This is a genomic window from Streptomyces sp. NBC_00984 (assembly GCF_045162475.1).
Classification (GTDB): domain Bacteria; phylum Actinomycetota; class Actinomycetes; order Streptomycetales; family Streptomycetaceae; genus Streptomyces.
On the sequence record NZ_CP108734.1, the window covers coordinates 1,090,627 to 1,109,266 of the forward strand.

Here is an 18,640-nt window from a genome sequence, read left to right on the forward strand (position 1 = left end):
CGGGCATCGGCCCGGGGGTGGGCGCCGGCGGCACCGGGTCGGGGTACGGATTCGTCATCGAAGGCCTCCGAACGGTTCGGGGTGGATCTCCTTCCACCGTCTCCCGGAGCGGCTGCCCGCGCCTGGTGAGTCCATACGCGCGGGTTCCGGATGATCGCCCGGATTCCGGGAGCCGTGCCGAGGTCAGCGCGCGGCGACAGCCGCGGCGGCGAGACCCGGCCGAGGGCTGGAGAGCACCGGGATGCGGGTGACCGTACGGGTGACCGCGTCGGCCATGGACGCCTGCGCCAGCACGATCACATCACTGTCCGTGACCGCGTCGGCCGCGGTCGCGACGAGGTCCAGATAGCCGTCGCGGTCACCGGCCTCGAAGCGCGCCCAGGCGCCGTCCACCACGACGGTCCGTACATCGACGGACCGGTCCCCCGCCTCGTCGGCGAGCAGCGCGAGGGTCGGCGCCAGAGTGCCGGTGATCGACGCGAGAACGACCACGCGGTCCTGTGCCGCGGCGGCGGCCGCCATCGGGCGGTCGACGCGCAGCACGGGCACACCGAGCGTCGCCGACTGCGACTCGGCGACGGCGCCGATCGTCGAGCAGGTGCAGAGAATGGCGCGGGCACCGTCCGCGACGGCGCCCGCGAGCAGGTCCCGGATCTCGCCCGACACCGCTTCGGGGCCCGCTTCCCTGGCCTTGGCGAGCAGGTCCTCGTGCACGAGATGGCGCAGGGCGAGCCCGGGATGGTCGGCGTCCCGGAGCGCGTCGAAGACCGGTACGTGGGCCGGGGAGGTGTGCAGCAGGGCGAGTGTCATCGCCAAACGGTACAGTCCCCGGCCGACGTGGGTCAGTACAGCTCTGGGTGCGCCTTGAGCTGCGTCTTCGCCTGTTCCACCAGTGCGGCCGGCACCTCGGGAGCCCGGTCGGGGTGGCGCGTCGCCCACTTCGCTGCGTACGGGCAGAGCGGAACGACGGGGACACCCTCGCGTCCCGCCATGGCGTAGAACTCCTGGACGAGGGCACCGGCGATGCCCCTGCCCTCGTGGCCGGGTTCGACGACGGTGTGCACGGCGACGAGCGCGGCAGGGTCACCGTCCATCACGAAGTACGCGACGACCCCGACCGCCTTGCCGTTCTCGTACGCGAGCAGATTGCCGCTCGCGCGGTCGTCGCGGATGTCGGGTTCGATCCGCTCGGTCCGTTCTGCCATGACGGGTGCTCCCTCGCCGGTCGGACCGGGTCAGCGCGCCGCGGGAACGGCGTGCGGGCTCCGTTCGGTGCCGGTGCCGGGCACGGGCGCGGAGGCATCGGCCCCGAGCGCGACGATACGGTTGCCGGCGTCGACGTGCACGATGCGCGGGACCAGGCCGCGTGCCTCGGCGTCGTCGACCTGGGCGTAACTGATCAGGATGACCAGGTCACCGGGGTGGACGAGGTGGGCGGCGGCGCCATTGATGCCGATGACACCGGAGCCGCGCTCGCCCTCGATGACGTACGTCTCCAGACGGGCGCCGTTGTCGATGTCGACGATGTGCACCAGCTCGCCGGGCAGCAGATCCGCCGCATCCATCAGCTCGGCGTCGACGGTGACGGAACCGACGTAGTGCAGGTCGGCCTGGGTCACCGTGCCACGGTGGATCTTGGACTTGAACATGGTGCGCAACATCGAGGCACTCCCACAAGTAGGCTCCCTGCCTGCGTTTTTGCAGGTCAAGGGCTGTTCTGACACCCTACAACGAGTCGCATGTTCGGACAGTATTCCCCAGGTTTTTCAGGACTCATGCTGACCACTTGCCGACTTTCCTGATGCATCGTCATACGACTGCAGGAGGGCTTCACCCACTCTCCCGGACACCGCCGGGACAACGGCACCAGCCTACGCAGCACCCTCTCAAGGGCGTCCGCGACCACCGTCACTCTGACGGTCTGGGCGGCAGCCAGGAACGAAGGCGATCGACCGGGAGTCGAGCCGCGCACCACCATGGCTCAGCTGACCCGAGCCCCTTCCGCTCCGCCCTACGGAGGCGGCACCCGTGGTCGAAAAAAGGATCTGAGTGGCCGAAGTAGCGCGGCAACATAGCCGCGGATCGCCGGTTGGCCAAACCGGCGATCCTCATAACCATGACTACAGCTCGTCCGGTGACTCTTGGCGGTGGCACAGGGCGGGTCTCAACAATGTTTGGAATCCGGCCAGAGCGGAGCGCCAGCCGCAATCTGGCTCAGGTCAGCCACAAGGAGCCATTTTGCCCATAGAACCGCAGTCACACCCCGACCCACGCCACACCGAAATCAGCTCCTCGCAAAGACGCCGTAGCGCCGAGCCTGTCCTTATGGACACTTCTGAGGTCGCTGCGATGCTCAACATGTCCACGAGTTGGGTCTATCGGGAAGCATCGAAACTGGGATTGAAGGGCTACAAGCTCGGCCGAGGCAGAAACGCCAAGGTCCTCTACAAGAGGACCGAAATCAGCTCCGCCGCCGTGCGGTGCGCATGGTCGCCGAGGTGCGCGACGACCACGCGAACGAGACTGCCGCTTTGCAGGCAGTGACCGAGAAGCTCGGCATCGGGTCCCGCGAGACGCTGCGAAACTGGCTGAAGCAGCACGAGATCGATGCGGGCACGCGGCCGGGGACGACGACGGAGGGGTCCGCCCAGCTCAAAGCGTTGAAGAAGGAGAACGCCGAACTCAAGCGGGCCAACGAGATCCTGAAGGCCGCGGCGAGTTTCTTCGCGGCCGAGCTCGACCGGCCACACACACGCTCGTAGCGTTCATCGACGAGCACCGGGACCGCTTCGGCGGCGTCGAGCCGATCTGCAGGACGCTCACCGAGCACGGCTGCAAGATCGCCCCTTCCACGTGATGGAATCGACGATCGGCCTGTTCAAGACCGAGCTGATCAAACCCGGCCGGCCCTGGAAGACGCTCTCCCAGGTCGAGCTCGCCACCGCCGAGTGGATCGACTGGTACTGCCACCGCCGACTCCACGGTGAGATCGGCCACGTCCCACCCGTCGAGTACGAAGCCAACCACTACATGAAATACACGAAACCCCAGGTCACAACCACAATCTGAGATCTCTACCGAACCCGGGGTGCCTCTGTTTCTTGTCAAGTCCCATGGTTAGGGAGCGACTTGGCTTTTCGCTCATCGGCGATCATGACGCGCCACACGTGGTCGGCCAGGCGGCGTTTCAGGCACCGCTTCGCTTCCTTCGGCGTCTTACCCTCGGAGAGTTTGCGCTGGTAGTAGGCGTGTCCGGGTGATTTCGGCATCCGTATCTGCACGACCGCGATGGTGTGGAGGACGGAGTTGAGCTGACGGTCGCCGGAGCGGGAGAGCCGGTGGCGGGCTTTGTCCGCGCTGGCGATCTCCACCGGGGCGGCACCGGCATAGTTCGCGAATGCCGCCGAGGTGGAGAAGCGGTGAGCCCGTCCGGTGCGGCCGATCAGCCGAGCGGCCATGACTGGCCCGATGCCCGGGGTGTCCATCAGCGTGCTGCTCGATGCCTCTACCAGGCTCTGCATCCGGGCAGCGTTGTCCGTGAGCTGCTTGATATAAGTCGGCGGTTCATTCAGCCCCGACAGCCGCCTCCTCGCCACCGGGGGTCTCAATGGCGTAAGGCTGTGGAACGCGGACAGCGGCAAGAACCAGGGCAGACAATTCGCCGTCCTCGACAACGAATTGAATGCCCGGCAGGTGGCGTTCAGCCCCGACGGCAAGACGCTGGCCACTGCGGGCTACCGCAACGACAAGTACAGCCACACCGACGGGTACGAGGCACAACGGTGGAATGTGGCCAAGCGCACGGCACGCGAGCGCTTCGACCTTTGCGAGGACGGTTTGGCCGTGGCTTTCAGCCCCTCCGGCAAGAGCCTCGCCACCTCATGCGACGACGACACCGCGCCCATACAACTGTGGCAAGCACCCAGCGGCCGCTCCGAAACCTCCCTCGGCGAGACGACGACCGGGAAGGTCGGAGTCACCTACAGCCCCCGTGGTGCGACACTCGCTGTTTTCGGCGGCGAGGTGGTGCAACTGTGGGACACAACCGAGCACGACCTGCAGGCCCAGCTGGTCGGAAACACATCGAACGTATCGGACGTGGCATTCAGCCCCGACGGTCGGCTCGTCGCAACCGCCACCTTCGACGGTGCCATACGACTGTGGAAGGCCCCACCCCCCTGACCGGATCGAGCAGTTCGAGGGGCAGCGGCTCTGCGCGCGAGCACGGGATGTGCCGCGTCCCGGACTACCATCGGTTCCAGCGGAGCTGGGCTGACGCTCTGAGAGACGGCCTTCCCGGCTCGCCGGAGATGGACCGCAGGCTGCAGGCGGATCGGCGGGAGAGTGTTGCACTGCGGTCGGGCTGTTGGGTGACCGGTAGGGCCTGCACCCTTGTTCAAGCCATAGATGGGCGTATATATGCCTATCTTGGTCATCCCGCCGCTGGTTCTCAGGGATGCAGCAGGTCCGGCCAGTTCTGCGGGACACGGTCGGCCGGTCCCGGGGTCGGCTGGGCGGCCGGGTGGCTGGTCGGCGGGGCCAGTTCGGGTCCGGACTCGTACAGGACATCGGTGGCGTAGTTCCAGTACCACTCCTCACCCGGCTCGAAGCTCTGTACCACGGGGTGCCCAGAGGACTTCCAGTGGGCGGTGGCGTGCTGCGCCGGTGACGAGTCGCAGCAGCCGATGTGGCCGCACCGCGCGCAGCGCCGGAGGTGGAACCACCAGCCGCCCACTGCGTCGCAGTCCGCGCAGCCGGTAGTGCTGGGCGGGACGTTCGCCGCGATGCCGTCGATGTCGGTCATACGGACTCCTCGGTGGTTGTGGTTTCGGTCTCGGGGGCGGTCAGCGGCAGCAGCACCTGGAATCGCGTGTCGCCCGGTACGGACTCGACCTGGAGGCTGCCGTGGTGTTTGTTGACGACGATCCGCCAGCAGATGTCGAGGCCGAGGCCGGTGCCCTCCCCGACGGACTTGGTGGTGAAGAAGGGGTCGAAGATGCGGCTGCGGATGTCCTCGGGGACGCCGGGGCCGGTGTCGCGGAACTCCACGAGCAGTCGGTCGCCCTCCCTGGCCGTGCGGACCGTCAGGGTGCCGTCGTGGCCCGTGCTGCCGATGGCGGCCACCGCGTTGTCGATGAGGTTGGTCCACACTTGGTTGAGTTCCGCCGGGTAGGCGGGTATTTCGGGGAGGGAGCGGTCGTAGTCCTTGACCACCCTCACCCGAGGGCCGATCTTGCCGGACAGCATCAGCAGCGTGCTGTCGAGGAGTGTGTGGACGTCGACGTCCTGGTGAGGGGCGCGGTCGAGCTGCGCGTACTGCTTGGCCGCGTCCACCAGGCGGGAGATGCGGGTGGTGGAGTCGTCGATCTCGTCCATCAGCAGCTCGGTCTCGACCGTGTAGTTGAGCCAGCCGATCGCCCCCGGCAGGATTCCTTCGCCCACCGTCGCCGCGACCTGGTCCAGCCAATCAGTGTCCAGCCCTGCTTGGACGAAGGCCGGCGCGATCCGCCAGCCCTCCGGGATGCCGTGATCCTCCAGCCAGCCGGCGAGCTCGTCCTCCCGGTCGGACACCTCCAGAGGGGTCAGCATTGGTGCCTTGGCGACGCGTTCGGCGGTGCGTTCCTGGATCTCGATGAGCTCGGCGAGGGCCACTCGGGAGTAGCGGCCCTGGGCGATGACCGCCAGTTTGTTCCGCATCCTGCCGACCCGCTCACGCAGTGCCGCGGTGGCGCGGACGGCGGCCGCGGCCGGATTGTTGAGCTCGTGGGTGAGTCCGGCGGACAACGTTCCGAGCGCCAGCAGGTGTTCCCGCTGGCCAATGGCCCGCTGGGTGTTCTTGGAGCCGAAGAAGAGCCCCTCCAGCAGGTGCGTCGGCATCGGGAACCATTCCCTCATGACGTCTGCGAACGACTGTGCGGGCAGTACGAAGAACCGGGTGGGTTCGGTCACCCGCATGGAGTTGATGTACGTCTGCGGGACCTGGTCGCCCAGATATGCCTGCATGGCCCCCGCGTACACGCCGCGCTGCGAGGTCCGGCTGACCTCCACATCGTCGCCGCCGACCCGGCGGGACAGTACGACGGTTCCCTCGACCATCACGTAGAAGCAGGTCGCCGGGTCGCCCTCGGTGTACACCGGGCCGGGTTCGAACCGTTCCATCCGTCCCTCGGAGCACAGCCGTCCGAGCTGCTCCGGGGAGAGCTTCTCGAAGAGGAACAGCGAGCCGATCTCGTGCGGGTCGCAGGCCATGACCTGTGCGCTCATGACTGCTCCAGGAAGCGGTGGACGAGCATCACGGCCATGGCTCCCTCTCCTACGGCGGACGCGACGCGCTTCGCGGACCGGGCGCGCGCGTCGCCCGCCACGAACACACCCGGGATGCTGGTCTCCAGGTAGTAAGGCGGCCGGTCCAGTGCCCATTCGGCAGGGGGGCGCCCGTCCGGCGTCAAATCCGGTCCGGCGAGGATGAAGCCGTTCCCGTCGCGCAGCACAGTCCCTCCGAGCCAGTCGGTCAGCGGGGCGGCACCGATGAAGACGAACATCCACTGGGCATCGACGACTTCGGTGGCGCCGGTCACGGTATCCCGCAAAATCAGCCGTTCCAGGTGCTCCTCGCCGTGCGCCTCCTTGACGACGGTCCGGAGCCGCACGGTGATGTTCGGGGCCTCGTCGACCTGCTGGATCAGGTAGTACGACATCGACGCTGTCAGGGACTCCCCGCGCACCAGCATGGTCACCGACTTCGCGCCCCGAGCCAGGAACACCGCCGCCTGCCCGGCGGAATTCGCGCCGCCGACGACGAACACGTCCTGGCCCTCACAGGACGACGCCTCGGTGAGTGACGAGCCGTAGTACACCCCGCAGCCGGTCAGCTCGTCGCATCCCGGCGCCCCCAGCTGCCGGTACGACACGCCCGTCGCCAGGATGACGCTGTGCGCGGCGACCGCTGAGCCGTCGGAGAAGCGTACGACGCGCGCCGAACCGTTCACCTCCAGCCCCGTGACCTCGCGAGCGGTGAGGATCTCGGCACCGAAGCGGCTCGCCTGGCGGCGGGCACGATCGGTCAGCTGCGCACCGGACACGCCGTCCGGGAAGCCGAGGTAGTTCTCGATGCGGGAACTCTGGCCGGCCTGTCCGCCGGTCGCCGACCGCTCGACCAGTACGGTCCGCAGTCCCTCGGAGGCCCCGTACACCGCCGAGCCGAGTCCGGCCGGGCCGCCGCCGATGATGACGAGGTCGTAGAACGCGGCGGTCGGCGTGGTCGCGAGCCCCACGTGGGCGGCCAGTTCGGTCGGCTCCGGCTCGATCAGCGCGGTACCGTCCGACGTGATAACCAGGGGGAGCCGTCGGCCGTCGGCCCCGGCCGCCGCCAGAAGCCTCTGTCCCTCCGGTTCGTCGGAGGAGTACCAGCGGTACGGCACCTGGTTGCGGGCGAGGAATTCGCGCGTCCGCGAGGAGGGGGCGGACCAGCGGTGCCCGACCACCTTGGTGGTGGGTACCGGCCGGTAGTCGCTGGACCGCCAGGCCGTGAGGAGATCGTCCAGGACCGGGTAGAGCTTCTCCTCGGGCGGGTCCCAAGGCTTGAGGAGATAGTGGTCGAGGTCGACGACGTTGATCGCGTCGATGGCAGCGTCGGTGTCGGCGTAGGCGGTCAGCAGCACGCGCCGCGCCCCCGGGTACACACCGAGTGCCTGTTCGAGGAACTCGATGCCGTTCATCTGCGGCATCCGGTAGTCGGCGAGGATCACGGCCACCAGGTCGCCGCGCAGCTTCAGCTCGCGCAGCGCCTCCAGCGCGGATTCGCCGGACTCGGCGCGTACGATCCGGTAGCCGCCGCCGTAGTGGCGCCGCAGGTCGCGGGCGATGGCGCGGGAGACTCCCGGGTCGTCGTCCACTGTCAGGATGACGGTCCGCGTTGCGTCGGTGGCCTGTGCCATACTCCTCCGCCCTACGCGCTTCAGACGGCCAGCACGACGAGCTGCCCGAGCACGCTCACGACTATCGTATGTTCGATCGAGCCGGACTGCATCGGCTGCTACGGCCCGTGCGGCCTGGGTGACCTGACGGTGGCAGAGCGCTGCCGAGCCAGAGCACCACCTGGTGTGCCGCCTCAGAGCTCAGCAGCACGGGTACGTCACGGGGGCGCCGACTGGCCGGGCACGGCCCGCGTGCGCCGCGCAACAAGCCGTCGCAGGCTGAGGGCAGGACCCAGCAGTATGTGATGGAAGGCAACCGATGAAGTTCTCAGTGGTCGGCGGTACGGGCCTGATCGGATCGCAGGTCGTGAAGAAGCTGAACGCGGCAGGGCACGAGGCCGTGCCGCTGGAGTTCGTCGCCGCGGTCCTGTTCGTAGACCACTGAGGGTGACGTCGTCCATCTGCCCGCCCCGATCCTGCCGATCGCCGCCCAGGACGTCTCCGACGCCGTCGCCGAAGTCTCCGCGGGTACCCCCTGAACGGCACTCTCAACGTCGGCGGGCCCGACGTCTTCCTCCTCGACGACCTCGGACGGATCACCCTTAACGCCCGTCCCGACGGTCGCAGCGTCGTCACCGCCGGCATGCTCGCCGCTCTCAGCGGCGACGTTCTCACCACCATGGGCGACGCCTGTATCGCCCCCACGCACTACACGGACTGGCTCTCCTGACCCAGCCCGCCTACCGGAGGAGGCCTCACCCATGGCGAACAATGAACCGACGGCGGGCGGCGCCGGGAGCCGGCCACGCTCGGAAGCGTGGAAGACGGGGCTCACCGTGCTGCAGTCGGCGAAACCATCGCTCGCTCGTAGAGGTTGCAGGCGTCGATGGTTACCTGTCCGGCCAGCCCGGACACCTGGGCCAGCGCATCGGCGACCTCCGGGCCCGGTACCGCGATCACCAGGACGTCGGCACCGGCCGCGTCGCCGCCATCGCGGCCAAGACCCGTCACCTCGTGGCCGGCCTTCTCCCACAGACTGGCCAGGCCGCCTCCGACGCGTCCTCGTCCCACAACGGTGATCTTCATCCCGACTCCCCACGTAGGAACTCGGCCTCTTTAGTACTGCAACGGAGTTTATGCTGATGGGTGGCCAGTTCTATGGGCTGTGTCCGCGTCGTTTGTAGTGACTGACGCGGGCTTGGTGTTGTCGTCGTCGGCGCCAGTGTGACCAGTGCAGGATGTGATCGATCGGGGTGGGAGCGCGGTCGTTGATGCGGGTGATCAGGCGTCTGATTTCGGCGAGGCTGAGGTGGGGCGTTTCCCCTTGATCTTGGAAGCTCGTGCCTGTCCTGCGTCCGGGCCACCGCCGGCAGACATCGGGAAAACCCACTCAAGCCGCGACTACGCCGAAGCCCTGGATGGCGCGGGAGTTCCCGACCATCTGGTTCGAACGCTACGCGGACGACGCGGTGCTGCACTGCGTCACCGAGCGCCAGGCCCGCCAAGTGCTGGCCGCGCTCAGGGACAGGCTGGTCGAAGTCGGGTTGCAGCTGCACCCAGACAAGACTCGGATCGTCTACTGCAAGGACTCGTACCGGCGAGGCTCCTACGAGCACACGTCGTTCACGTTTCTTGGGTACACGTTCCGGCCCAGGAAGAACCGGAATCGGCACGGCAAGCAATTCCTGTCGTTCGAGCCGGCCATCAGCAGGCAGGCCCTGACCCGGATCGGTCGCGAGGTGCGTTCCTGGCAACTGCACTACCGCACCGACATCTCCTTCGCGGACCTCGCCCGCAGGATCAACCCTGTGGTTCGGGGCTGGATCAGCTACTACGGCCGCCTCCGGCCGTGGGAGTTGCTGCCTTTCTTGATGCGCATCAACGCCTACTTGGTGCGCTGGATCCGCCGGAAGTACAAGCGGCTCGACGGCACGAAGAGGGCCCACGCGAAGCTCGTGGAGATCGCCAAGCGGTACCCACGGATGTTCGCTCACTGGCGCCTTTCCACCGACGCCTGCACGCTCTGAAGATCAGGACGACAAGAGCCGTGTAACGGGAGACTTTTACGCACGGTTCCGTGAGAGCCGAGGGGTGAGATCCCCCTCGGCTACTCGATCGTGGACACCCTGATTGGATCGTGAAGATCCATAGGACAGGAGTTCCCGTTGGGGACATCGAAGTACTCGCCTGAGTTCCGGGCCGATGCCATCGCGCTGTACCACTCGAGCCCGGGTGGGACGTACGCGTCGGTGGCCAAGGACCTGGGCATCAACCACGAGACGCTGCGCACGTGGGTGCGGGATGCCGAGCAGGCAGCCCGTCCCGGGGCGGTGGAGGCCACCGCGATGGAGAAGGAGAACCGGCAGCTGCGGGCCCGGGTCAAAGAACTCGAGCTCGAGCGGGAGATCCTGCGGAGGGCCGCGAAGTACTTTGCGGCCGAGACCAGCTGGTGAGCAGCCGCTTCCAGTTCGTCGACGATCATCGTGGCGCCTTCGGCGTCAAGCGGCTGTGCCGGATACTCACGGTCTCGCGGTCCGGCTTCTACCGGTGGCTGGCCGGCGCGGACGCGCGGGCCAGCCGGGCCCAGGCGGACGTCGAGCTCGCCGAGCACATCAACCGGATCCATCAGGAATCGGACGGCACCTACGGGGTCCCGCGCGTCACCGCCGAGCTGAAGGACTCCGGTTGGCGGGTCAATCACAAGCGGGTCGAGCGCGTCATGCGCAAGTTCCACATCGTCGGGCTGCACCTGCGCAAGAAGGTCCGCACGACCATTCCCGAGCCGTCGGCCACGCCGGTTCCGGACCTGCTCCAGCGGGACTTCACCGCCCAGGTGCCGAACACCAAGTACGTGGGCGACATAACCTATCTCTCCGTCGACAACGGCCAATTCCTTTATCTGACAACGGTGTTGGACCTGTGCCCGAAACGCCTGACGGGCTGGTCGATCGCCGACCACATGCGGACCTCGCTGGTCACCGACGCGCTTAGGGCCGCAGCGAGGGCCCGCGGCGGGGACGGTCTACGCAGGGCGATATTTCACAGCGACAACGGGGCGCAATATGTGTCGAAGGAGTTCGCCCAGGTCTACTCGGAGCTGGGTGTGACCAGATCGCGCGGCGCGGTCGGCGCAAGTGCGGACAACGCCGCCGCGGAGAGTCTGAACGCGACCATGAAGCGCGAGACGCTCCAGGGCCGCAAGCGGTGGAACGGGGCCCGTGAGGCCCGCCTCGCGGTCTTCCGCTGGGCGACCCGCTACAACACCCGCCGACGGCACTCCCGCCTCGGCCAGATCAGCCCGATCACCTACGAACAGCGATCAACTACGCTGGCCACCGCCGCATGACAACCGGTGTCCACGATCACGGGGAAGGCCCCGTCCAAGAACTGTGCAAGATCTACGCAAAGCCTTACGTGCAGAGTTTGCGTCAAGCCGGTGGAAGCGAACCGAGCAGCGCTGGAAGACCGCGCCCGCAGGCTCGCTGACCACCTTCACACAAACGCACGGAAGGATTCGCGTCATGCTGAAGATCTCCAAGGCCAGGGTGGCCACCCTCGCCGCGGTAGCACTGCTGGGGACAGGCGCTCCCCTCGTGTTCGCCGGTACGGCGTCGGCTGCCGGGGGGACGGCACCCGCCTGTATCCAGAGGGACGTTAAGCCGAATCCCTGGGGTGGCCTCATCGACTTGTACAACGGCTGCGGCAAGACCATGCGCGTACAGGTCGTCTATCAGGGCAATGACGTGGGCACGTGCTGGACCCTGCCAGCAGGGGCGCGGAAGGGAATCAGCTACGAGGCACCGCGGGTGTACGCCCGCACCGCCGTCTGCTAACGGAGGGGGCGCCCTCAGCCCATCCGAATCGGACAAGGGCGTCCGGACCCAGCCACCGCAACGGGGGCGGTGAGGCCCGCACACCATCGCGCGGACCTCACCGAGCATAGTGAACAGGCCGTGTGGGTCCGCTACGCCCAGGCAGGCAACACACCTGGCGGGCCCGCACGGCCTATTCGACGGGGCGTGCTGGTCCGCCACGCTTGAGGTTGATTTCGGCCAGCAAGGCAAGCGCCCGACTTTGCAGCGGTCGATAGGCGGCTTCCGCAGCCAGATTATGAGCCCGGCGCGCATGCTGCTCGGCGGCATCCAGATGACCGGCCTCGCAGTCCAGTTCAGCGATTCCGATCAGGGCCGTGATAGCTGGCTGCCGACTACCGCATGAGTCGGCTAGCCGGAGTACACGCCCATGATGGAGCCGGGCGACTGTGCGGTTCCCGAACTGGTGCTGGGCCGTCGCTAGCGCATTGAGCGCGACGGCCTCGGCGTATGGGTCGCTAGCCCGGCGGATCATGGCAGCTGCCGTCCGAGCGAGTTCGAGGACCCGGTCGGTGTGCCCGGCGTCCAGTTCCACGCAGGCGAGGTGTGCCAGTGCGGCGCTCTCGCCGTCGACATGGCCCAGCTTTCGGTCGAGTCGGCCTGCCTCGACAAGGCAGGCTCGGGCTGCGTCGAGCTCCCCAAGCTGGTGGTGGGCGATGCCAAGGTTTATGAGTGCGGCGGCCTGTCCCCGCTCGCCACCAGCCGCCCGGTGCAGGTCCAGGCTCTCCCGCAGGTATGCGATCGCTGTATCGATCCGCCCGGTCAAGGTGTTGAGAGTACCGAGGTTGTTGAGGTTGATCGCCGCGCTCACGCTGCGGCCCAGTGCACGGTTGATCGCCAGCGACCTGGCGAGGTGTTCAGCGGCCTCACCCGAGAGCCCCTGGATCGAGTATGCGATCCCGAGATTGGCCAGGACGGTCGCCTGGCCTTCCGGCCAGTCCGCGGTATCGGCTAGGCGCAGCGCTCGCCGGTTGTGGTCGATGGCCGCGTCCAAGTCGCCGGTGCAGTTGTGCATGACGGCCAGGTTCAGAAGGGAAGACGCTTGGGCGCGCGCGTCCCCTGCGAAGGTCGCTGCGTCAAGGCCGGCCCCCGCAACGGTCGTCCACTCCGCGATGTTCCGATGAGCCATGTGGTGGCCGCGCAGGGCGTCGGCGAGCAGCCACGCCGCCTCGGGGAAGCCTAGCTCGGTGGCTGTGACGGTGGCCGTGACGAGGTTCTGTCCCTCACTGGCGATCCAGACAGCCGCGGCGTCGCCGTCGGGAAACAGAACACCATCAGCCGGTGCCGCACACAGCGTCAAGAGTTGGGGAAACAGTACGCGAGCTGCTGCATAGGCGTGTTGGATGTACCACTCGTACGCCTGCCGTATCGCTGCTGCCCGTTCGCCCTTAGGCTCCTTCGCTAGTGCCAGATCGTGGGCGTACTGACGGAGTAGGTCGTGGAGGAAGTAACGGTTGTCGGCGGATCGGTTGACGAGGTGGGCATCGGCGAGTCGCTGGAGCAGCGGCTCCGCCCGGGACAGGATGCGGCTGGAGAAATCGGGGTTGGCGTCGGCGACGAGCGCATCGGCCAGCTGAGCCGGGAAGTCAGCGAACGGCAGGAGGCCCAGCAGTCGAAACAGCCGTTGCAGCTCGAGGTCGAGTGCGGCGTAGGAGTGGTCGAAGGCTGCACGTACGGCCATCTGTTCGTCGCCGCGGACCGCCAGTTTCGCGAGCCGGTCGCCATCGGCCAGCCTGGCGACGTGGAAGTCCAGGCTGATCGCCGGGGTGGAGGCCGCCTGGGCCGCCGCGATGCGTACCGCCAGGGGCAGCCGGCCACATAGGCGCGCCAACTCGGCTGCCGCTGTCGTCCCGGCCTGCCCCGCGCGGGGCGCCTGCTTTTCGCCGACGACCCGCTGGATGAGTTCCACTGCCTCGGCTTCGCTGAATACGCCTAGCTGCAGCTCGTTCGCGCCCTCTCTGGCGCCCAGGCCGATCAGCCGGTTCCGGCTTGTGACCAACACTGACACCCCGGACGAACCGGGCAGCAGCGGTCGGACCTGCTCCGTGGAGTGCGCGTTGTCGAGAACTACGAGCAGCCGCTGGTCGACGACGGCCGAGCGGAACAGGGCGGCGGCCTGCTCCTCCTCGGTGGGCACCCGATCCGGCGGGACGCCGAGGGAGACAAGGAAGCGCGCCAGCACCTCCAGGGGGCGCAGCGGTCGTCCGGGACCGTAACCTCGCAGGTCGACGAACAGCTGCCCGTCGGGGAAGTGCCGGCGCGCCTGGTGGGCCCAGTGCACGGCAAGTGTCGTCTTTCCGATCCCGGCCATGCCCGAGATCCTGGTAAGCATCGGCTCGACCGCCTTTAACTCCGCACCAAGCGCCGCTAATTCTTGGTCCCGGCCCACGAACCCGGCGGCTGCGCGCGGCAGGTGCCCGGGCTGGGGCAGATTCCACTGGTCTGCGTGATCAGGCGGTGTGGCACCGCGTGGCGCGGCACTGGTGGGAGGCGCCGAGGTCGAGCTGAGCATCTGCTGATGAAGTTGCTGCAATACCGGGCCAGGGTCGGCGCCAAGTTCGTCGTTCAGGTGCCGCCGCGTGCGGCGGTAGTGGGCCAACGCCTCGTTTGTCCGGCCGCTCCGGTGTAATGCCAGGATAAACCGGGCGGCCAGGGGCTCGTCCAATGGATGTTCGGCCACAAGGTTCGCGAGCTCATGAACAATCTCCTGGTGGCGTGCGAGCTGGAGCTCCGAGTCAAACAACTCACCTAGCAAGAGCAGGCGTTCTTGGTCGATGCCAAGCCGGACCCGGGCCGCCCAGTCGCCCGCCACACTACTCAGGGCCTCGCCGTTCCAGAGCCCGGCGGCCTCGCGGAATAGCCGCGCGGCCGCCGCGTGATCCTGCTGCCCCGCTGCCTTTCGGCCCTCGCTACGCAGGTGGCGCATCCGGTGGAGATCGACTGATCCGGGTTCGACCACGAGTGCGTACCCGGCTCCGGCACGCCGCAGTTCGATGGCGGGATCGCCGCTGTTCGCCAGCGTTCGGCGTAGGCGCGAGATGTATGCAAATAGGGCGCTGCGGACCGCGAGCGGCGCTTGATCGCCCCAGACCCGGTCGATCAGGGTCTCCGGCGTCAGGAGTTGCCCGGGATGGACGGCGAGTGCGGCGAACACACAACTCTGCTTGCCCGGGCCAGCTGTCACAAAGCCGCCCACTGTATCGATCCCCACCATGCCGAGCAGCTTTACGGTGAGCACTATTCTCCCCAGACAGTACGGACACCGATGGCAAGCCCATCACAGACAGATTGGCGCGGCAAGGCGGTCGCGTGAAGCCTGCCCCTGGTTGTTGCTTTACCAGGGGGCATTGCGTGATTGGAATTGATCCAGTTCGCCGGTCTCATGAGTGACGTGGCGTCATGTCAGTTGTGCGGTGTCGGCGTACAGGTGAACGTGGTCGGGTGGCCCCGGGCATCGCAACCCGGGGCTCCCACAGATCCGTACGTGACAGTCTCCCGTCATACGGCTCTTGTCGCTCTGGTCACTTGACGGCCGGTTTCACCCAGATCCAGTGTGCGAAGTACCGGGGGCTCCGGGCGGCGGCCTGCGCCATCGCCTGGCGGGCCTTGCGCAAGGTCCCCGATCTCTTGTACTTCTTCGTGATCCACCGCAACAGATAGGTGTTGATGCGGTCGAGTACGGGCGTCAGCTCGGTATGGAAGAAGGCCCCGTAGTAGGCCATCCATCCCCGCACGATCGGATTGACCATCCGTGCGAGGTCCGCCTCCGTGCTGTTGACGCGGCGGTGCAGTCGCCAGGACCGCACTACCGCGCTCATCTTCTTCAGGACGTCCCTGCTGACCGCGGGGAGGAACGCCGTGAACACCACGCCGTCCTTCCGCTGGGCCGACCTCGGCCGGAAGGTGTACCCCAGGAACGTGAACGACACCTGCTCGAACGAGCCGCGCCGGTTGCTGTCCTTGCAGTACACAATCTTCGTCTTGTCCGGGTGCAGCTCCAGCCCGCCCTCGGCCATCCGTCCGTGCAGTGCGGCCAGGACCCTGCGGGCCTGGGACTCAGTGGTGCAGTGCACCACCGCGTCGTCCGCGTAGCGTTCAAAGGTGACTCCAGGGAACTCCCGGGCCAGCCAGGTGTCGAACGCGTAGTGCATGAACAGGTTGGCCAGGACGGGTGAGACCGATGATCCCTGTGGGGTTCCCCGGTCTCTGGTCAGCAAGGTCCCGTCGGGCAGCTGTAGTTCGGCGGCCAGCCACCGCTTCACATACAGCACCACCCAACGAGCATCGGTGTGCGCTTCAACGGCCTTGATCACGAGGTCCCACCGCACGCTGTCGAAGAACTTCCGGATGTCGAGATCGATCACCCAGTCGTACTTCCAGCAACGCCTGCGGCACCGCCCGACCGCGTCCAGGGCCGGACGATTCGGGCGGTAACCGTAGGAGTCGGGATGAAACACGGGCTCCACCCGCTCCCCCAGATGCACGGCCACCACCGTCTGCGCGATCCGATCCGCGACAGTGGGCACCCCGAGCACACGCGTACCAGCGGCACCATGTGGCTTGGGGATCTCCACCGCCATCACCGGAGGCGGGAAGTAGGTGCCCGAGGACATCCGGTTCCAGATCTTGTACAGATTGCCCCGCAGATCCTTCTCGAACTCCTCGATGGACACCCCGTCCACCCCCGGCGCTCCCTGATTGCCCTTCACCTTGATCCAGGCGTCCCACACCTCCTGCTTGGAGATGTCGAACGGCTTGCCAGATGCTTTCAGCTGGTCCATCAGGCTCCTCCCAGAGCTCTGGTTGACGCGCCGAAACAGCCACGAACGACCCGGCCCCTTCGCTCCACCCCCGTTACAGGGGCTTCGGCACCACTACGAGCCGGTCCGCCGGCGCACTCGGCCCGGTACTCGAAGTCCCTACGGGGAACTCCCGACTTGGGCACTCCCGGGTGACCGCGCTACTGCACGCGGCCATGCCGAACACGCCTTCCCACGTTCCGTACGAGAGCGGCAGACAGGTCTCACGTCACCTCTACGCCGGACGCCGCCCGGCCAGTCGACGGGCTCCCGCCGGGCCTATCCCGGGATCAAGAGCTTCATCCCGGTTCTGACGCCATCTGACTATTTTTTCGGAGCAATGCTCAAGACCTGTGGATCGGCCTCGGGTTGGGACGTGAAAGGGCGTACCTTCCCGAGTGATCGATGGAGGCGGAGGTTGATCAGTACATAGCCGAGCTCGCCGGGCAGCGTGACAAGGCCGGCCGTCGACTGGTGGTCCGCAACGGCCGCCACCGGCCGCGAACGGTGACGACGGCCGCCGGGCCGGTCGAGGTCGCTGTCCCACGCGTGAACGACAAGCGGGTCGACGAGGAGACCGGCGGGCGCAAGCGGTTCTCCTCGAAGATCCTCGCGCCGTGGTGCCGGAAGGCCCCGAAGATCAGCGAGGTGCTGCCACTGCTCTATCTGCACGGCCTTTCCTCGGGTGACTTCGTGCCCGCGATGGAGCAGTTCTTGGGCTCGGCGGCCGGGCTGTCGCCGGCCACGGTGACCCGGCTGACGAAGCAGTGGACCGCCGACCACGCGGAGTTCCAGCGCCGTGACCTGGCTGAATCCGACTACGTCTATGTATGGGCCGACGGCGTCCACCCCAAGATCCGCCTCTCGCAGACCCACTCCTGCCACCTGGTCCTGATGGGCGTCCGCGTCGACGGGACCAAGGAGCTGATCGCGATCGCTGAGGGCCTGCGCGAGTCGACGGAGTCCTGGGCCGACCTGCTGCGGGACTGCCGTCGTCGCGGGATGACGGATCCGATGCTCGTCGTCGGGGACGGCGCGATGGGATTGTGGCGGGCCCTGGCAGAGGTGTTTCCGCAGGCCAGGCACCAGAGGTGCTGGGTTCACAAGACGCGGAATGACATGAACGCGCTACCGAAGTCCGCGCAGCCCGGAGCACGAGCGGTCCTGCAGGAGATCTACAACGCCGAGGACCGCGCGCACGCGGAGAAGGCGGTCACCACGTTCGAGAAGACGTACGGCGCGAAGTGGCCCAAGGCCACCAAGAAGATCACCGGTGAGGTCGACGAGCTGCTGGCCTTTTACGACTTCCCCGCCGAACATTGGGTCCACCTGCGCACGACAAATCCGATCGAGTCGACGTTCAGCACGGTGAAGCTTCGGACCAAGGTCACCCGCGGTGCCGGCAGTCCGGCCGCCGCCCTCGCGATGGTCTTCAAGCTCGTGGAATCCGCCCAGGCCCGCTGGCGAGCGGTCACCGCACCCCACCTCGTCGCCCTCGTCCGGGCCGGCGCCCGCTTCGAGAACGGCCACCTCATGGAACGACCGGAAGGCAAGGCGGCATGAACAGCCGGCGCCAGAGCGACGAGCCCGCCGAACACCGGCGATTCGCTCACTACCTCCAGGCCCTGCAGTCCGTCGCCGCGGCCGACGAAGCCGATCTGCTGGCTGCTGTTCTGCGCGATGAGGACACCAGCATGGCCGTCAGCGCGGTGAGCCGACACCTGGACCGCCGGGCCACCGAACTGATCACCGACCCGGCATTCACGGCATGGGCCCAGGCCATGTCCAGGGTGATCGACCAGCACGACTTTCTCACCACCCGACTCCACGAATGGCGCCTGCTCAGGACCCTCGCTCTGAGAGAGCCGTGGGCCGCCGAGGAGCTCACCGATGCCTCCGACTGGCTCCAGCGCACAGCCGTGACCACACAGATCGTCACCGCACCCGACGTCCTGCGACTACTCGCAGAACGCGGGCGGACCCGCCGAGTCCGCAATGCGGCACACCACCGACTCCATCACCTCAAGAAACCAGGCTGACTTAATCCACAAGT

Annotated in this window: 18 protein-coding genes and 1 pseudogene; 9 read left to right on the top strand and 10 right to left on the bottom strand. The window is 67.2% G+C overall.

Features of this window, described 5'->3' with window-relative positions:
• Positions 1-183 precede the first annotated feature (183 nt).
• Genes OG520_RS04635 through panD form a run of 3 tightly spaced genes read right to left on the bottom strand, consistent with a single transcriptional unit; the run spans position 184 to position 1,661 of the window.
• Positions 184-810: an aspartate/glutamate racemase family protein gene (locus OG520_RS04635; RefSeq protein WP_406012271.1), complete on the bottom strand. Its 627-nt coding sequence runs from the start codon at positions 808-810 to the stop codon at positions 184-186.
• A 32-nt stretch (positions 811-842) separates the two neighbouring features.
• On the bottom strand, positions 843-1,205 hold the full coding sequence (locus OG520_RS04640; RefSeq protein ID WP_406012272.1) for a GNAT family N-acetyltransferase: 363 nt from the start codon (positions 1,203-1,205) through the stop codon (positions 843-845).
• A 30-nt stretch (positions 1,206-1,235) separates the two neighbouring features.
• On the bottom strand, positions 1,236-1,661 hold the full coding sequence (gene panD, locus OG520_RS04645) for an aspartate 1-decarboxylase (protein WP_406012273.1): 426 nt from the start codon (positions 1,659-1,661) through the stop codon (positions 1,236-1,238).
• A gap of 825 nt (positions 1,662-2,486) precedes the next feature.
• Here panD and OG520_RS04650 point away from each other — a divergent pair.
• The gene (locus tag OG520_RS04650; RefSeq protein WP_406012274.1) at positions 2,487-2,762 is read left to right on the top strand and encodes a transposase; all 276 of its coding nucleotides are present in this window, start codon (positions 2,487-2,489) and stop codon (positions 2,760-2,762) included.
• Between the two features lie 94 nt (positions 2,763-2,856).
• The gene (locus OG520_RS04655) at positions 2,857-3,069 is read left to right on the top strand and encodes an integrase core domain-containing protein (protein ID WP_406012275.1); all 213 of its coding nucleotides are present in this window, start codon (positions 2,857-2,859) and stop codon (positions 3,067-3,069) included.
• Between the two features lie 35 nt (positions 3,070-3,104).
• Here OG520_RS04655 and OG520_RS04660 read toward each other — a convergent pair whose 3' ends face one another.
• On the bottom strand, positions 3,105-3,596 hold the full coding sequence (locus tag OG520_RS04660; RefSeq protein WP_406012276.1) for a transposase: 492 nt from the start codon (positions 3,594-3,596) through the stop codon (positions 3,105-3,107).
• 97 nt (positions 3,597-3,693) lie between these two features.
• Between OG520_RS04660 and OG520_RS04665 the strand changes: the two genes are divergently transcribed.
• Positions 3,694-4,182, top strand: coding sequence for a WD40 repeat domain-containing protein (locus OG520_RS04665; RefSeq protein WP_406012277.1), 489 nt, complete (start codon positions 3,694-3,696; stop codon positions 4,180-4,182).
• Positions 4,183-4,450: 268 nt separating this feature from the next.
• On the opposite strand, the gene OG520_RS04670 is transcribed toward OG520_RS04665, so the two are convergent.
• The 3 genes from OG520_RS04670 to OG520_RS04680 are packed head-to-tail and all read right to left on the bottom strand — an operon-like array spanning position 4,451 to position 7,937.
• Positions 4,451-4,804, bottom strand: a complete 354-nt coding sequence (locus tag OG520_RS04670) for a UBP-type zinc finger domain-containing protein (protein WP_406012278.1) — start codon at positions 4,802-4,804, stop codon at positions 4,451-4,453.
• On the bottom strand, positions 4,801-6,264 hold the full coding sequence (locus OG520_RS04675; protein ID WP_399338134.1) for an ATP-binding protein: 1,464 nt from the start codon (positions 6,262-6,264) through the stop codon (positions 4,801-4,803). The genes OG520_RS04670 and OG520_RS04675 overlap by 4 nt, the downstream gene beginning before the upstream one ends.
• The gene (locus OG520_RS04680; protein ID WP_406012279.1) at positions 6,261-7,937 is read right to left on the bottom strand and encodes an FAD-dependent oxidoreductase; all 1,677 of its coding nucleotides are present in this window, start codon (positions 7,935-7,937) and stop codon (positions 6,261-6,263) included. Before OG520_RS04680 ends, OG520_RS04675 begins: the two co-directional genes overlap by 4 nt.
• Positions 7,938-8,235: 298 nt before the next feature.
• On the opposite strand from OG520_RS04680, the pseudogene OG520_RS04685 reads away from it, so the two are divergent.
• Positions 8,236-8,646 (top strand): annotated as a pseudogene (locus tag OG520_RS04685) (hypothetical protein).
• A gap of 101 nt (positions 8,647-8,747) precedes the next feature.
• Here OG520_RS04685 and OG520_RS04690 read toward each other — a convergent pair.
• Entirely contained in the window at positions 8,748-9,002 is a 255-nt protein-coding gene (locus OG520_RS04690) for a hypothetical protein (protein WP_406012280.1), read from the bottom strand.
• Between the two features lie 332 nt (positions 9,003-9,334).
• Between OG520_RS04690 and OG520_RS04695 the strand changes: the two genes are divergently transcribed.
• The 3 genes from OG520_RS04695 (at position 9,335) to OG520_RS04705 (ending at position 11,749) form a co-directional block, all read left to right on the top strand.
• On the top strand, positions 9,335-9,943 hold the full coding sequence (locus tag OG520_RS04695; protein WP_406012281.1) for a group II intron maturase-specific domain-containing protein: 609 nt from the start codon (positions 9,335-9,337) through the stop codon (positions 9,941-9,943).
• A 138-nt stretch (positions 9,944-10,081) separates the two neighbouring features.
• A protein-coding gene (locus OG520_RS04700) for an IS3 family transposase (protein WP_406012282.1) occupies positions 10,082-11,262 on the top strand; the annotation gives its coding sequence in 2 pieces (ribosomal slippage) (positions 10,082-10,349 and positions 10,349-11,262; 1,182 coding nt in all).
• Positions 11,263-11,437: 175 nt separating this feature from the next.
• On the top strand, positions 11,438-11,749 hold the full coding sequence (locus OG520_RS04705) for a hypothetical protein (RefSeq protein ID WP_406012283.1): 312 nt from the start codon (positions 11,438-11,440) through the stop codon (positions 11,747-11,749).
• A gap of 172 nt (positions 11,750-11,921) precedes the next feature.
• Here OG520_RS04705 and OG520_RS04710 read toward each other — a convergent pair whose 3' ends face one another.
• Together OG520_RS04710 and ltrA are read right to left on the bottom strand one after the other, a co-directional pair.
• Entirely contained in the window at positions 11,922-15,026 is a 3,105-nt protein-coding gene (locus OG520_RS04710; protein WP_406012284.1) for an AfsR/SARP family transcriptional regulator, read from the bottom strand.
• Between the two features lie 283 nt (positions 15,027-15,309).
• Positions 15,310-16,569: a group II intron reverse transcriptase/maturase gene (gene ltrA, locus OG520_RS04715; protein WP_406012285.1), complete on the bottom strand. Its 1,260-nt coding sequence runs from the start codon at positions 16,567-16,569 to the stop codon at positions 15,310-15,312.
• Positions 16,570-16,992: 423 nt separating this feature from the next.
• On the opposite strand from ltrA, the gene OG520_RS04720 reads away from it, so the two are divergent.
• Positions 16,993-18,150, top strand: a complete 1,158-nt coding sequence (locus OG520_RS04720; protein WP_406012286.1) for an IS256 family transposase — start codon at positions 16,993-16,995, stop codon at positions 18,148-18,150.
• Entirely contained in the window at positions 18,147-18,626 is a 480-nt protein-coding gene (locus OG520_RS04725) for a hypothetical protein (protein ID WP_266501566.1), read from the top strand. Before OG520_RS04720 ends, OG520_RS04725 begins: the two co-directional genes overlap by 4 nt.
• Positions 18,627-18,640 lie beyond the last annotated feature (14 nt).